The 14,940-nt window shown below is 66.1% G+C and carries 12 protein-coding genes and 1 riboswitch; of the genes, 6 read left to right on the top strand and 6 right to left on the bottom strand.

The window, feature by feature from the left end; all coding sequences use genetic code 11:
* The first annotated feature begins 2 nt into the window (after positions 1 to 2).
* The 3 genes from AC51GR_RS15650 to AC51GR_RS15640 are packed head-to-tail and all read left to right on the top strand — an operon-like array spanning position 3 to position 3,886.
* A complete protein-coding gene (locus tag AC51GR_RS15650) occupies positions 3 to 932 on the top strand; it encodes an HAD family hydrolase (protein WP_496325557.1) in 930 nt (309 codons plus the stop codon).
* A complete protein-coding gene (locus tag AC51GR_RS15645; RefSeq protein WP_496325556.1) occupies positions 932 to 2,209 on the top strand; it encodes a TerD family protein in 1,278 nt (425 codons plus the stop codon). Before AC51GR_RS15650 ends, AC51GR_RS15645 begins: the two co-directional genes overlap by 1 nt.
* Before the next feature lie 39 nt (positions 2,210 to 2,248).
* Positions 2,249 to 3,886 (top strand): TerD family protein, encoded by a 1,638-nt coding sequence (locus AC51GR_RS15640; protein ID WP_496325555.1) that lies wholly within the window; start codon positions 2,249 to 2,251, stop codon positions 3,884 to 3,886.
* Between the two features lie 11 nt (positions 3,887 to 3,897).
* On the opposite strand, the gene AC51GR_RS15635 is transcribed toward AC51GR_RS15640, so the two are convergent.
* Complete coding sequence (locus AC51GR_RS15635) at positions 3,898 to 4,248, bottom strand: hypothetical protein (RefSeq protein WP_496325554.1); 351 nt, start codon at positions 4,246 to 4,248, stop codon at positions 3,898 to 3,900.
* A gap of 146 nt (positions 4,249 to 4,394) precedes the next feature.
* Between AC51GR_RS15635 and AC51GR_RS15630 the strand changes: the two genes are divergently transcribed.
* Positions 4,395 to 4,739 carry an RNA polymerase-binding protein RbpA gene (locus AC51GR_RS15630; RefSeq protein WP_496325553.1) on the top strand — a complete coding sequence of 115 codons (345 nt, stop codon included), beginning with the start codon at positions 4,395 to 4,397 and terminating at the stop codon, positions 4,737 to 4,739.
* 109 nt (positions 4,740 to 4,848) lie between these two features.
* Here the strand turns inward: AC51GR_RS15630 and AC51GR_RS15625 are convergent, their stop codons facing one another.
* From AC51GR_RS15625 to cobN, 5 genes are all read right to left on the bottom strand, one after another.
* Positions 4,849 to 5,640 carry a polyprenol monophosphomannose synthase gene (locus AC51GR_RS15625; RefSeq protein ID WP_496325552.1) on the bottom strand — a complete coding sequence of 264 codons (792 nt, stop codon included), beginning with the start codon at positions 5,638 to 5,640 and terminating at the stop codon, positions 4,849 to 4,851.
* Positions 5,624 to 7,261 carry an apolipoprotein N-acyltransferase gene (gene lnt, locus AC51GR_RS15620; RefSeq protein ID WP_496325551.1) on the bottom strand — a complete coding sequence of 546 codons (1,638 nt, stop codon included), beginning with the start codon at positions 7,259 to 7,261 and terminating at the stop codon, positions 5,624 to 5,626. Before lnt ends, AC51GR_RS15625 begins: the two co-directional genes overlap by 17 nt.
* Positions 7,258 to 8,865 carry an amidohydrolase gene (locus AC51GR_RS15615; RefSeq protein ID WP_496325550.1) on the bottom strand — a complete coding sequence of 536 codons (1,608 nt, stop codon included), beginning with the start codon at positions 8,863 to 8,865 and terminating at the stop codon, positions 7,258 to 7,260. Before AC51GR_RS15615 ends, lnt begins: the two co-directional genes overlap by 4 nt.
* Before the next feature lie 67 nt (positions 8,866 to 8,932).
* Complete coding sequence (locus tag AC51GR_RS15610) at positions 8,933 to 9,454, bottom strand: FxsA family protein (RefSeq protein ID WP_496325549.1); 522 nt, start codon at positions 9,452 to 9,454, stop codon at positions 8,933 to 8,935.
* Between the two features lie 119 nt (positions 9,455 to 9,573).
* Complete coding sequence (cobN, locus tag AC51GR_RS15605; protein ID WP_496325548.1) at positions 9,574 to 13,173, bottom strand: cobaltochelatase subunit CobN; 3,600 nt, start codon at positions 13,171 to 13,173, stop codon at positions 9,574 to 9,576.
* 52 nt (positions 13,174 to 13,225) lie between these two features.
* Positions 13,226 to 13,301, bottom strand: a riboswitch (adenosylcobalamin (AdoCbl) riboswitch).
* A gap of 80 nt (positions 13,302 to 13,381) precedes the next feature.
* Between cobN and AC51GR_RS15600 the strand changes: the two genes are divergently transcribed.
* Entirely contained in the window at positions 13,382 to 13,714 is a 333-nt protein-coding gene (locus AC51GR_RS15600) for an ArsR/SmtB family transcription factor (protein WP_496325547.1), read from the top strand.
* Between the two features lie 82 nt (positions 13,715 to 13,796).
* On the top strand, positions 13,797 to 14,924 hold the full coding sequence (gene cobG / locus AC51GR_RS15595) for a precorrin-3B synthase (protein ID WP_496325546.1): 1,128 nt from the start codon (positions 13,797 to 13,799) through the stop codon (positions 14,922 to 14,924).
* Positions 14,925 to 14,940 lie beyond the last annotated feature (16 nt).

Below are 14,940 nucleotides of genomic sequence, written 5' to 3'. Positions count from 1 at the left end.
CGGTGCCCACCTCACCGGCATTGGTGGCGTTGGACATGGATCGGACGCTGGTCTATTCCGCGAACGCGATCACGCAGGGCGCCGCGGACCCCTCGCGCGCAGGGCAGCTGTTGGCTGCGGCGCGTTGTGTGGAGCTGTACCAGGGAAAGCCGCAGTCATACATGTCGGAGGCATCGATCGCCTTGCTACTCGAACTGGACCGGATCGCGCAGGTGGTACCGACGACAACCAGGACCATCGAGCAGTTCCGGCGCATCGAACTACCCATGGGTACAACCGAGTTCGCGATCACGAGTAACGGTGGGAACATCCTGGTCGACGGGCGGCCCGATGCGGCCTGGGCTGCGCACGTCGCCGGGTTGCTGGGTCAGCTGGGTGCCGGGGTCGAGGATGTCCATGCGCGATTGAACGTCGATGCACACGGCTCCCCCTGGCTACGCACGCTCCGGATCGCCGATGGACTGTTTTGTTACGCGGTCGTCGAACTCGACCTGCTGCCACCGGATGTCGTGCCGGCGTGGGCGAGTTGGGCGGCCGAAGTGGGCTGGAATGTCTCACGGCAGGGCCGAAAGGTGTATGTCATGCCCAACCCGGTCACAAAGCACATGGCTGTTCAGGAGGTGCGCAGACGGATGGCGGTGTGGCCTCACATCAGCTTGGCGGCCGGGGACGGCGTGTTGGATCAGCCGATCCTGGTCGGGGCCGACGCCGCGATCCGGCCTCGGCACGGTGAGCTGGAGGAACTCGGCTGGCAGCACCCGAATGTCGCGATCACCAGCGGACGGGGTCTGGCCGCTTCGGAGGAGATGCTGGACTGGCTGGTGGGGCGGGCAGGCACAATGGTGGGAGCCGTTAAACCGGACATGCCGTCCAACGCGCCGACAGGCGTGGACGGGGCCATCGAATCAATACCCAACGAAGGGCACAGGTGATGACAACAACACTGGTCAAGGGGCAGAACGGTCCGCTCAACGCATCGACGGTGGACATCGCCGTCGATCTTGCGGCGGCAGGTGACCTCTCGGCGTTGCTCGTCACCGACAGCGGCAAGGTCCGGACGGACGCCGATTTCGTGTTCTTCAACCAGCCCTCGGGTCCAGGTGTGACCCTGCAGACGGGTTCCGGTATCGGCACCCTGTCGATCGCGTTGGGTTCGATCCCGGCCGACATCGCCCAGGTCCGAGCGGTGATCACCCTCGAGAACGGGACGTTCGGTGCGATCGCTCCCCCCGTCGCGCGGGTGCTGTCCGGTGGGCAACCGCTGTACGAATACCGCATCGAGGGTCTGGCCAGTGAGTCGATCGTGATCGCGCTCGAGATCTATCGCCGCGGCGGCGACTGGAAGGTCCGCGCTGTCGGTCAGGGCTACGCCGGTGGTTTCGCGGCGTTGGTCACCGACCACGGTGTGTCCGTGGACGATGCGCCGGCACCGCCTGCCCCACCCGCTGCCGCTCCGGCACCCCCGGCCCCGGCCGCACCGGCGCCCAGCTACTCGCGGCCGCAGGCCGCCTCGGCGCCGAGTTATCCGTCCCAGCCATCGGCTCCGGCCGCGCCCTCCGCACCTCCTGCGCAGCCGGCAGCACCGGCCGGCCGGCCGGAGGTCAGCCTGAGGAAAGGCCACCCGGTCAGTTTGACCAAGGGCCAACGGGTTTCGCTGAACAAGGACGGCGGGGTTGCGCTCACCAACATCCAGATGGGTCTCGGTTGGGATCCCGTTGTGGTGAAGAAGCGGTTCGGTAACCGCAGCGCAGACATCGATCTGGACGCGTCGGTCATCATGTTCGCCGACACCCAGGCCGCCGACGTCATCTACTACGGGCAGCTGACGTCCAAGGACGGCTCGATCCGCCACCTCGGTGACAACCTCACCGGAGCAGGCGAAGGTGACGACGAAGTGGTCACCGTTGATCTGACCCGCGTACCGGTGCACGTGAATGCGCTCATCTTCATCGTCACGTCCTACCAGGGCCAGACGTTCGAGCAGGTCGACAACGCGTTCTGCCGTCTGCTGGACCAGACGACCAACTCCGAGTTGGCCCGGTACACGCTTGCCGGTGGAATGCCGTTCACGGGTGTGGTGATGGCCAAGGTGTTCCGTGAAGGCGGAACCTGGAAGCTTCAGGCCATCGGCGAGGGAATCACCGCGCGTCACGCCGGTGAGGCCTTGCCGCAGCTGCAGCGATTCCTGTCGAACGACTTCATGAAGTAGACCCACTCCGGGTGCGGGTCCGAGAGGAATTTTCGTCAGATGAACGAGCTGGTCGCCGGTCAGAACGCTCCGGCCGGTGAACACACGCTGAGGTTTTCGGTAGCGGCGACGGGGTTCGAGGTCGATGTCGTCGGCCTCGTCGTCGACGACCGTCTCCACGTGTTCGGCTCGGACGATGTCGTCTTCTACAACCAGCCGGCGACCGGCGGTGTCACGCTGGCGGACGGCCGGTTGTCGATTGACCTCGACGCACTGCGTCCGGGTGCCCGCGTGCTGTGCGTTGTCGGCTTCGATGACGTCCCCGCCGAGCTCGCGGGCACCGGGCTGCGTGCGGAGCTGACCGGTGCCGAGCAGGGTCCGGGGTTCGGGTTCAACCTGCGACCGACCTATGGCGAAACCGCGATGCTCTGCTTTGAGTTGTATCTGCGAGCCGGTCAGTGGAAGGTTCGCGCGCTGGGCCAGGGGTACCAGGGTGGTCTTGCCGAATTGCTGTCCAGTCACGGCGTCGAGGTCGACGACGCCGCCCCGTCGGCATCAAAAACCACTGCAGTCCAGCCTGTTTCAGCGTTCGAATCGGACGATGTGCCGCCCGAGATGGTGCGGCTCGGAACCGACTACGGGGCCGCCATCGCCCGCGCCCACGCCATCTTCGAGGATGCTGCCCGCTCGGCTGCGGGCTTTGTCCAGTCCGAAGGATTTGCGCACGACCGTCTCGATCGCGAACTCGCCGAGACGTTGGCCGATCCGGCGCAGCGGAACTCGCCGGCGACGGCCCGCCTACGTGAAGCCGCACAGAAACGGTGCGATGACCTGGTGGCCGCAGCGCAGGAGCGGTTCGATTCCGATTCCCGGCTCCTGATGGCCGAACTCGCTGCCCTGGACCCCCAGCTTCCGCCGGCGTTGGCGACGTGGCGGTCGAGTGCATGGTCACGAACCGATGCGCACACCGGCAGCGGGTTACGACTGGGTGAGCTCTCCGCGCCGGAGCGGGGCGAGCTGCGACTTCCCTTCTGTGTACCGACGCCGATCCCGAGCCCGCTGTGGGTGCTCGAGAACGGTCAATCGGTGGTGCCGGTGGTGACCTCCCTGACCTTGCGCCTGGTGACCGCCGCGCGCGCCTTCACCTCGGTGTCCCACGACGATGTGACCGTCGACATCGTCGACCTGACGGGCAAGCTGGTCGCGTTGACCGAGCTGCTCGCGCCGGTGATGCTCGCTCCGGCCGTCACCACACCCGACGCGGTCGGTGCGCGTCTGGACGTGCTCGAATCGGCCGTAGATCTGAATTTGATGTCGTTGCAGGCCGGGACCGATGCGCAGGGCGGCCACGACGACTTCGGTGTCCGGGTGGTGGTCATCGCGGACCTGCCGTTCGGTTGGGAACCGACCGACCTCGCCCGCCTCCTGCGCATTGTCGATCGCGGTACCCGTCTCGGATGGTCGTTCGTCTTTGCCGGATCACTCGACGAACACGACAGCGATCCACTGGTTGCCGCGATCGCCGACACCACCCTCGTGCTACCGGTGACCGAAGATGCGCGGGCGCACGACCCCTGGGTCGGCCTGGAGTGGACGCTCACGGCCGAACTGCTCGATCCGCAATCGGCGACAGCCCAACAGATCGTGGAGAGCCTGCGCAGCGCCCAGTCACGGTCGATCACCGGACCGCCGAGCTGACCGGCCGGCAGCTACCGCCAGCGCTCGGCTTCCTTGGCCAGCGCCACCAGTTCAGCACCCAGTTCCGCCAACTCGCTGCGATCGGCGTCCTCATCGACAGCGGTGGCGATGTCCTCGGCGGCGCACCGTAGCCGGAAGAGGCGTTCGATCAGATCCTCGGCCTCGCCGGCACTGAGAACCACCGAATCTGCGGGGATGGAACTTCCGGCGACCAAATTGCGTTGTTCATATGCGCGCTGACGACAGGATTGCTTGCAGTACTTGCGGCGGCGGCCGACCTCGGACTCGACGATCTCGCGTCCACACCACGCGCAATTGTTGCGTGCGGTCCCGCGACGAGACGCTGTGGCCTGGGGTTCCATAACCAGTGAGGTTACTCCGCACCGCCGACCACACCGGGGGGCACCACCCACCAATTCTCCGTCTGCGGCACGACGGCGGGGAACTTAGCAGGACATCCGCACACACGCGTAAGATGGATAGGTAATCCAACGAAGGGATAGTAGTTATGGCAGATCGAGTTCTACGCGGCAGCCGCCTCGGAGCGGTGAGCTACGAGACCGATCGCGATCATGACCTCGCGCCGCGGCGCATGGTGAAGTACCGCACCGACAACGGCGAGATCTTCGATATTCCGTTTTCCGACGAAGCCGAGATCCCGTCGACATGGCCGTGCAAGAACGGTATGGAAGGCACAATTCTCGAAGGTACGGTCACCGAAGAGAAGAAGGTCAAGCCGCCGCGCACGCACTGGGACATGCTTCTCGAGCGTCGTAGCGAAGAAGAGCTCGAGGTGCTCCTGACCGAGCGTCTCGACCTCCTCAAGGCTCGCCGTCGCGGCACCAGCAGCTAGAGGTCTGACAGATCGGCTCAAACGCAAACGAGCCACTTATACGAAGACGAGCCACAAATATGTGGCTCGTCTTCGTATATGTGGCTCGTTTGTTGTTGGGCGGGTGGGGTTACTTCTTCCGCAGCTTGTCAAGGCGATGGGTCAGGCCCCAGCGCGGCACCTTGAACGCGGCCTCCCGGACGATGCTTCCGCTCATCTTCGACTCCCCCAGCTCACGTTCGGTGAACGTGATGGGCACCTCGGCCACATCGAACCCGGCGCGGATCGTGCGCCAGCCCAGATCCACCTGGAAGCAGTAGCCGTGCGATTCGATGGCACCGAGATCGAGCGTCTCGAGGACGTGACGGCGATAGGCGCGGTAGCCGCCGGTGATGTCCTTGATCGACACACCGAGCGCGAGCCGCGAATAGATGTTGCCCCCGCGGGACAGGATCTCCCGGCGCCGGGGCCAGTTCACGACGGTGCCGCCCGGTACATAGCGCGAGCCGATGACCAGATCAGCGCCCTCGTTGACCCGGTCGAGCAGCCGGTGCAGCTGCTCCGGAGCGTGACTGCCGTCGGCGTCCATCTCGACCAGGACCGCGTAGTCGCGGGCCAGACCCCATTTGAAGCCCTCGATGTAGGCGGCGCCCAGACCGTTCTTCACAGTGCGGTGCAGGACGTGGATTCGTCCGTCACCGTCTGCGGCCGCCAGTTCGTCGGCGAGTTCACCGGTGCCGTCCGGGCTGCTGTCGTCCACGATGAGGACGTGCGCCGCGGGCTGAACCGCCTGGAGCCGCTTCACGATCAGCGGCAGATTCTCGATCTCGTTGAAGGTCGGAATGATCACCAGGGTTCCCGCACCGTCCACCCCCACGACCGGATCGGTAGTGCGTGAGTTGTCCTCAGGCCCCGTCACCATGCTCCTCCTTTGACCATCCCCGTAACCTAATGCCTTGTACCACCAGGACCAAAAATCCGCAGACCGTCAAGAGTACGGCCAGCCGCTCCGGCCACGGTCCGACCGTGGTGGCCACCGTCTCGTCGGTATGAAGCGGAATCGTCTCCACCAACATCGCCGGCTCGAAGAACCCGCTGCGTGCGGTGGTGTGGCCGTCCGGCGCGACGATGGCGCTGACACCGCTCGTCGCCGCGACAACCACCGCCCGCCCGTGCTCGATCGCCCGCAACTGTGACATTGCCAGCTGTTGGTAGGTCATCTGCGTGCGTCCGAAAGTGGCGTTGTTGGTCGGTACCGACAGGAACTCCGCACCCGAGAGGACCGCCTTACGTGCCGATCGGTCGAAGGCGATCTCCCAGCACGTCGACACACCGACCCGCACGGTTTTGCCGCTGTTGGTCTCGACGTCCACCACACCCGGTCCGGTGCCCGGCTTGAAGTTGCCGGCCGACTCCGCGTACGACGAGAAATGCGTGAAAAAGCTTCGCCAGGGCAGATATTCGCCGAAGGGCTGGATGATCTGCTTGTCGTAGCGACCCTGGATCTGGGTTCCGTCCGACGCCTCGCGCCCATCCCATACCAACACGGTGTTCGTGGGGCGGCCATCGGGATTTCGGACGAGCGTTCCGACGAGGATGGGGGCATCGACGGCGATGGACGCCATCGTGATCTGCTCGGCGGCGTCCTCATTGGTCGTGGGATCGATGTCGGAGGCGTTCTCGGGCCAGATCACGATGTCCGGCTGCGGTTGTTCACCCGCCTGGACCGCGGCGGCCAGTGCCATGGTCTCGCGCACGTGGTTGTCGAGGACGGCGCGTCGCTGGTCGTTGAAATCCAGACCGAGGCGCGGAACGTTGCCCTGGATGGCGGCCACGGTGATCTGATTGTCGGAACTGTTGCGCGCATCGACGGAAGGCCACAGGAACGCCGCCACGATCGGGGTGAGCAGAGTCATGATCAGTGCCGGAACCAGCCGATTCCACTGCCGCGGCGCGGTGGCGGCCCACAGCAGCACCGCCGCCAGGCCGGCGCCGGTCAACGCCACGGCGAACGACACCAACGGCGCCCCGCCGAGCGAGGCCAGCGACACCATCGGACCACCGAGCTGACCGAAAGCAGCGCGGCCCCACGGGAAGCCGCCGAAGGGGAACGACGACCGCGCCCATTCGACGGTGACCCACGCCAGCGCGAACCACAGCGGCCAGGCAGGCAGTCGGAGCAGCCGGATGGCCAGGACCCCCAACACGCCGGTGTACAGCGACATCACCACGGCCAGGGCCACCCAGGGCAACGGGCCGACGTAGACGCCGACCCACGGCAGCAACGGGAGGAAGAACCCCAGCCCATACGCGAACCCGTGCAAGAAGCCGTCGCGGTACCGGGTGACGTCCTTCAGCGACAGCGCCAACACCATCAGGGAGGCGATGCCCAGAAACCAGAGATCGCGCGGCGGGAACGCCGCCCACATCAACAGGCCACCGATTGCGGCGGCAACGGTCCGTAGGACCAATGGCGTACGGACGAGAGCACCGACGCGGGCCGAGACTGCCGATCCGCGTGATTCAACCGTGCCAGAGGTCACCGGGTGGCCCGATCGTAGATCGTTCGTCCGCCGCGGACGGTCCGGACACAATCCGGGAGTTTGCGTCCGGGGCGCAGATCCGGCAGCGCCGGGACCCGCGATCGCGGATCGGTCGACCACCGGGCCACCTTGGGATCGGCCGAGCCCACGACCACCAGATCCTCGACCTCCCACACCGCGTAGTCGGCAGGCGCACCGGGAACCAGCGTCCCGGCAACACCGTCGCGGTGACCGCCGGCCCGCCAGGCACCGCGGGTGGAGGCGGCGAAGGCTGCACGTACCGAGATCGCGCTGGTGGGATTGTTGTGATCGGCGGCCGCAGCGATGGCGGCCCACGGGCGCATCGACGTCACCGGGGCATCCGAACTGAAGGACAGGCCCACGCCGGCTTTGGCGAGTTGCGCGAAGTTGTTGAGCGAACGACCACGTTCGGCACCCAGGCGCTGTTCGTAGAGCTGACCCGGGCCACCCCAGAGAGCGTCGAACATCGGTTGCATGCTGGCGATCATCCCGCCCGCGGCCAGCGTGGCAGCCTGCGCGGCGGTGACCATCTCGGCATGTTCGATGCGGTGGCCCAGCCGCGCCAGGGCCGGTCCCCCGACCTCGGCGGCCACATCGGCAACGGCCTGCGCGAGCACGTCCATCGCCCCATCTCCGATGACATGGAAGCCGGCCTGGATGCCGGCCTCGGTGCATGCGCGCAGATGGGTGGTCACGGTCTCGGCATCGAGATAGCCGACACCGCAGGTGTCGACATCGACGTACGGCTCGCGAAGCAACGCGGTGTGCGACCCGATCGCGCCATCGATGAACAGATCGCCGCCGAGCGCGTGGGCACCGGTGGCCTCCAGCAATGCCCTGGCCTCGTCGGAGCTCGTGACCGCAGCACCCCAGTAGCGGCGGATCTCGACATCGTGGGTCAGGTCGGCCAGGGCGAGGAAGTCGTCGAATCCGCTGATGTCGGGTCCACCGTTTTCGTGGACGGCGACGATCCCGTTCGCGGCGGCATCGTCGAGTGCTGCCTGCTGGGCGCGACCACGTCCGGCGGTACTGAGCAGCGCCCGCGCCGCGCCGCGCACCCGATGGTGGGCGTCGGCGGTCACCGGGCCCTGCGGGTCGTATCCGAAGGCATCGGTCAGCGCGTCGGCGCGAACCCGCAAGGCGGTTGATGCGACAGCGGAATGTTCGTCGATCCGCGCCAGATAGACCGGCCGGTCGCCGACGACGGCATCGATGTCGGCCGTCGAGGGGTGGCCGTCGGGCCAGGTCGACTCGTCCCAGCCCAACCCCCAGATGAGGTCGGTATCGGTGTGTTCCGCGTGGTAGCGGCGCAGCCTCGCGAGGCAGTCGTCCCGGCTGACCGCGTCACTGAGGTCGAGTCCGCGCAACGCGAGCCCCGTCGACGTCAGGTGGACGTGAGAATCGACGAACGCGGGTGCAACCAGCGCCCCGTCGAGTTCTATGACCTCTGCCTTGGGATGCAGCGCACGACCGACCGGATCAGAACCGACCCAGACGACCACACCATCTTCGATTGCAATAGCAGTTGCATCGGGGGCCACCGGCGAATAGATGTGCCCGCCGATCAGCAGTTGACTCTCCACGACCGTCCAGTCTGCCTGCCGAACGGTGGCGGGCTGTTGTCAGGGCTACCGACGGGATGCCCGGGGTTCAGAAGTCGGGGTGCGACTTGGGCAGTTGGCGGCGGGTCGGGTCGTGGTCGCCCGGACGGTAGGTGGTGTCGACCACCTGTCCGTCGACAACCGTGACCCCGGCCATCCCGCGACCGTATCGGGCGTAACCCTCCATCGCGCCGACGACCTTACGGGTACCGACGGCGATCACCAATGGGCGCAGGATCAATCGAACCGGCTTGAGCAGCAACAGGATACCGATGACGGTGGTGACCAGGCCGGGCACGACCATGGCGATGGTCGCACCGGCCAGCAACGCGGTATCGGCGACCGGTGCTGCCGAACCGGCGGGGCCGGCCGGCGCTCCGGCGGCCGCGTTCTGTCCGGCGGCCCGGAGGTTGGCGAGAACTTTGCCACCCTGGCGGCGCAGCAACCAGAAGCCCAGGACCACCGTGGCGATCATCAGCAACACCGTCCACGCGAAACCGATCGCGAAACAGAGCCCCACGAAGGCGGCTATTTCGATCGCCACGTAGGTGAGAAAGAGTGCGAGCTTCATGAGTCCATCCCGATCATCGGCAGTGCGTACACAGGGTCAACGATCAGGACGCGCAGTTTTCTCCCGATCTCACGAAATTCAATCGCACCAGGCCGGATGGCGTCGAACGCGGGGGCGTTTCAGGCTCCCTCGATATCGCCCTCGGTCTCGAGGAAGACCCGCCGGAGCTCATCGAGCATCTGTGGTGGAGGTGCCGACCACATTTCCCGCTGCGCCGCCTCCAGCAGACGTTCGGCGATGCCGTGCAGGGCCCAGGGGTTCGATTTGTTCATGAACTCCTGGTTGGCCTCGTCGAGGACGTAGGACTCGGTGAGTTGCTCGTACATCCAGTCGGCCATCACGTTGGTGGTGGCGTCATAGCCGAAGAGATAGTCGACTGTTGCGGCCATCTCGAACGCGCCCTTGTAGCCGTGGCGCTGCATCGCGGCGATCCAGCGCGGGTTGACCACCCGGGCCCGGAAGACGCGGGTGGTCTCCTCCGAGAGTGTGCGGGTGCGCACGTTGTCCGGACTGGTGCTGTCGCCGATGTAGGCCTCTGGATCTTTGCCGGTCAACGCCCGGACGGTGGCGACCATGCCACCGTGGTACTGGAAGTAGTCGTCGGAATCAGCGATGTCGTGTTCGCGGGTGTCGGTGTTCTTCGCGGCGACGGCAATTCGTCGATACGCCGAACGCATGTCGTCGACCGCGGCGACACCTTCGCGTCCGCGGCCGTACGCGTAACCACCCCACGCCGTGTACACCTCGGCCAGATCGGCGTCGCTGCGCCAGTCCTTGGAGTCGATCAGCTGGAGTAGTCCGGCGCCGTAGGTTCCGGGTTTCGACCCGAAGATGCGACTGGTGGCGCGGTCGGTGTCACCGTGTGCGGTCAGGTCGGTACGGGCATGGGCGGCAACGTAATTCGACTCATCGGGTTCGTCGAGCCCGGCGACCATCCGAACGGCGTCATCGAGGATCGTGATCACGTGGGGGAACGCGTCCCGGAAGAATCCGGAGATGCGAACCGTGACATCGATTCGGGGACGGCCGAGTTCGGCGAGGCCGATCAGGTCGAGTTCTGTCACCCGGCGAGATGCCTCATCCCAGATCGGCATCACTCCGAGCAGTGCGAGAACCTCGGCGATGTCGTCACCGGATGTCCGCATTGCGCTGGTCCCCCACACCGACAAGCCGACGGACCTCGGATACTCGCCGTGGTCCGAGAGATACCGCGCCAGAAGCGAATCCGCCATCGCGCGGCCGGTCTCCCAGGCGAGTTTCGACGGCACCGCCTTGGGATCGACCGAATAGAAGTTGCGGCCGGTCGGCAAGACGTTGATCAGTCCACGTAGTGGTGATCCGCTCGGTCCGGCCGGGATGAACCCGCCGTCCAGCGCATGGAGGATCCGTGGGACCTCCTGGTCGGTCTGGCGGAGCCGAGGCACGATCTCGTTGCCGGCGAAGTCGAGGATCTCGCGGACGTCGGCCGGATGGCCTTCGGTGACGGCCGCGATGGTGGCGGGGTCCCAATCACCCTTGGCGCAATCCACCACCAGCTCCCGCGCGACGGCTTCGATGCTGTCGGTGGCGGTACGGCCGGCCGTGCCGTCTTCGGTGAGTCCCAGTGCTTCTCGCAGCCCCGGCAGGCTCTGCGTGCCGCCCCAGAGCTGCCGCGCCCGGAGCATCGCCAGCACCAGGTCGACCTCGACGTCACCGGCCGGTGGTTGTCCGAGGATGTGCAGGCCGTCGCGGATCTGCACGTCTTTGATCTCACACAGCCACCCGTCGACGTGCAGAAGCATGTCATCGAAGACGTCTTCTTCGGGACGCTCGGACAACCCGAGGTCGTGGTCCATCTTGGCCGCCTGCAGCAGGGTCCAGATCTGCTGGCGGATCGCCGGGAGTTTGTTCGGGTCGAGCGCGGAGATGTTGGCATGCTCGTCGAGCAGCTGCTCCAAACGTGAGATGTCGCCGTAACTTTCGGCCCGCGCCATGGGTGGGATCAGATGATCGACCAGCGTGGCGTGCGCCCGCCGCTTCGCCTGTGTCCCTTCGCCGGGATCGTTGACCAGGAACGGATAGATCATCGGCAGGTCACCGATGGCGGCGTCGGTGCCGCACGAGGCCGACATACCCAGGGTCTTGCCCGGGAGCCACTCGAGGTTGCCGTGTTTACCGACGTGGACGACCGCGTCGGCGGCGAAGTGCTGCTGCGACGACAGCCAGCGATAACAGGCCAGGTAGTGGTGACTCGGCGGCAGATCGGGGTCGTGATAGATCGCCACCGGGTTCTCGCCGAAACCACGCGGCGGTTGGACCATCAACACGATGTTGCCGAATTGCATTGCCGCGATGACGATGTCGCCGTCCGAATTGGCCGAGTGGTCGACGAACAGCCGGCCGGGTGCCGGACCCCAATGCTCGATCATCGACGCGCGGAGGTCCTGCGGCAACGTGTCGAACCACTGCCGGTAGTCCGCGGCGGACAGCCGGATCGGGTTGGCGGCCAGGGCTTCTTCGGTCAGCCAGTCGGGGTCCTGTCCGCCGGCCGCGATCAGCGTGTGGATCAGCTTGTCCGAATCATCCTCGGCCAGGCCGGGAACCGAGCCGTCGCCCGACTCCGGCCCGATGTCGTATCCGGCGTCCCGCATGGCTTCGAGCAGCCGGAGCAGGCTCTGCGGGGTGTCGAGTCCCACCGCGTTCCCGATCCGCGCGTGTTTGGTCGGGTAGGCCGACAGCATCACGGCGATCCGGCGGTCCGCCGGAGCGATATGCCGAAGTCGGCCGTGGCGCACGGCGATTCCGGCGACCCGGGCGCACCGTTCGGCATCGGGACGGTACCAGGGCAAACCGTCCTCACCGATCTCCTTGAACGAGAACGGAACCGTGATGATCCGTCCGTCGAACTCAGGGACCGCGACCTGTGTGGCGACATCCAGCGGCGACATGCCGTCGTCATTCGCGGCCCACCCGGCGCGGGAGGACGTCAGGCACAGGCCCTGCAGGATCGGGATGTCCAGCCGGGCGAGTTGTTCGATGTTCCAGTTCTCGTCATCGCCGCCGGCCGACGCGGTGGCCGGCGTCGTTCCACCGGCGGCGAGCACCGTGACGACGAGTGCATCGGCCACCGCAAGCTGTTCGAGCAGGTCACCAGGTGCAGCCCGCAGCGATGCGCAGAAGATCGGCAGCGATCGGCCGCCCTTGTCCTCGATCGCGTCGCAGAGGGCGTCGATGTAGGCGGTGTTGCCTGCCAGATGCTGGGCTCGGTAGTAGAGCACCGCGATCGTCGGTCCGGTGGCCTCGACCTGGGCATTCCGTTCCAGGATCCCCCACTGCGCGGTTGTTGCCGGAGCGCTGAAGCCGTGACCGGTGAGCAGCACGGTGTCGGACAAGAATGCGTGCAGGTTCGCGAGATTGTCGTGTCCGCCCTGGGCCAGGTAGTTGTGAGCATCGGCGGCCACACCGGGAGCCACCGTCGACATCGACATCAGGTCGGGATCGGGAAGCTGTTCACCGGAGACCACCACAGTTGGCAACCCGGCGGCGATCACCGCGTCGAGACCCTGTTCCCACATCCGCCGGCCACCCAGAATTCGAACAACGACCAGGTCGGCGCCGTCCAGGAGTCCGGGCAGGTCTTCGTCGACGAGCAGGCGGGACGGGTTCGCAAGACGAAAGTCGGCGCCGCTGGCCTTGGCGGTCAGCAGATCTGTGTCCGAGGTGGACAGCAGCAAGATCACGAGGACCTCCTTGCCGGGAATGCGCGCCCGGCGGTTGGGGTGTAGCAGCGGAGCAACAAGGGTCTGACTTGGGGTTTCCCCCATACAGTGGCGCGACCGTGCCGGACTCTCACCGGCTTCCTCATTGCGGAATGGCATCAGCATATAAGAACGCATTTCTGCCTTGTATTCCTTGACCGATATATACCCAGGAGAGAAAATACTCGTTGTGAACGAACTGATCTGGCCGGCTCTGGCGGAACCGAATCGTCGACGAATGCTCGATGTCCTGCGGGTGCAGCCCTGCGCCGTGGGCGAGCTGGCCAGACGCGTCGGACTGGCGCAACCGCAGACGTCCAAACACCTGGGCGTTCTTCGTGCGGCCGGCCTCGTGACCGTTCACGCAGATGCACAACGTCGCGTCTACCAGGCCCAACCGTCTGCGCTGGCCGAGATCGACAGCTGGCTCGCGCCCTATCGCCCGATGTGGAACACCGGCCCGGATGCCCTGGGAACACACCTGGACAAGAACCCCCTGGCACCAGAAGAGGACCAGAAATGAGCAGCTCTGCCACAGATCTCGAACTCCACAAGTTCTCAACGGGGTCCCGGCCGGGCAATTGACCGCCAGTACCGTGGACCCCATGAGTCGACCGTCCGATCGTTGCCCTGGTGTGTTCTCGGCGCACCCGGCGGCAGATGGCCACCTCGCACGGATCCGGCTACCCGGCGGACTGATCACACCAAGCCAGATGAAATCCCTGGTAGGAGTGTCGGACGACTACGGAGACGGTCATCTCGAACTGACCTCGCGCGGCAACGTCCAGCTGCGTGGGATCGGTGACGTGGACGGTGCCGGTCAGCGCATCCTCGAGGCCGGCCTGATCCCGTCCCCCAGTCACGAACGCGTCCGCAACCTGCAGCTCTCGGCATTGACCGGGCGGCGAGGAGGCCTGGTCGACGCGCGACCGATCCTGAAAGAATTCGACGCCGCATTGCAGTCCGATCCCACACTCGCGGAGCTTCCGGCCAGGATCCTGTTCGGCTTCGACGACGGTCGTGGCGACATCGTGACCCAGGGTCCCGACATCGGCGTTTTGGCGTTGGATGAGCGGGCGTTCGACGTGCTCATCGGCGGAACGCCCACCGGACGGCGGGTGTCGGCCGACGGCGCCGCGGACCTGATGATCGATCTGGCCCATGCGTTTCTCGCCGACCGGACCGACGAGTGGCGCGTCCAGGATGTCGCCGACCGCCCCGCGATCGACGAAGTGTTGGCGACCCTGCCGGAAACCGGCGAATATTCGAGGTCGAAGCCCACGTCGACACCGCAGGTGGGCTGGCTCGCGCAGGACACCGATGACCTGGTGGCACTCGGCTCGGTGGTCGCGCACGGCCGGATCCCGGCACGCGTCGGAGAGTTCCTGGCTGCCATCGAACGCGACATCTACCTGACACCACGGAAAGAGATCTTGATCGTCGACCTGTCAGAAGGCATGGCCGACACCGTACTTCGGGTGCTGGCGCCGATGGGCCTGATCTTCGACGAGAACTCACCGTGGACCAAGGTCACCGACTGCACCGGCTCGCCGGGCTGCGACAAGTCGCACGCCGATGTCCGCGGCGACCTCGAACTGCACCTGACCTCTGGTGGCGCTGCCGTCGACGACCGTCAGCACTGGGTCGGTTGTGAACGCGGGTGTGGCTCGCCGCCAGGGAACCATCTTCGGGTCGAGGCAACACCGTCGGGGTACAAGCGTCGCCGACTCTGATCGGCATCTATGGTGA

This window comes from Williamsia sp. z71 (genome assembly GCF_059553375.1).
Note: the sequence above shows the minus strand (reverse complement) of the source record. Positions and strands in the feature narration are given on the sequence as shown.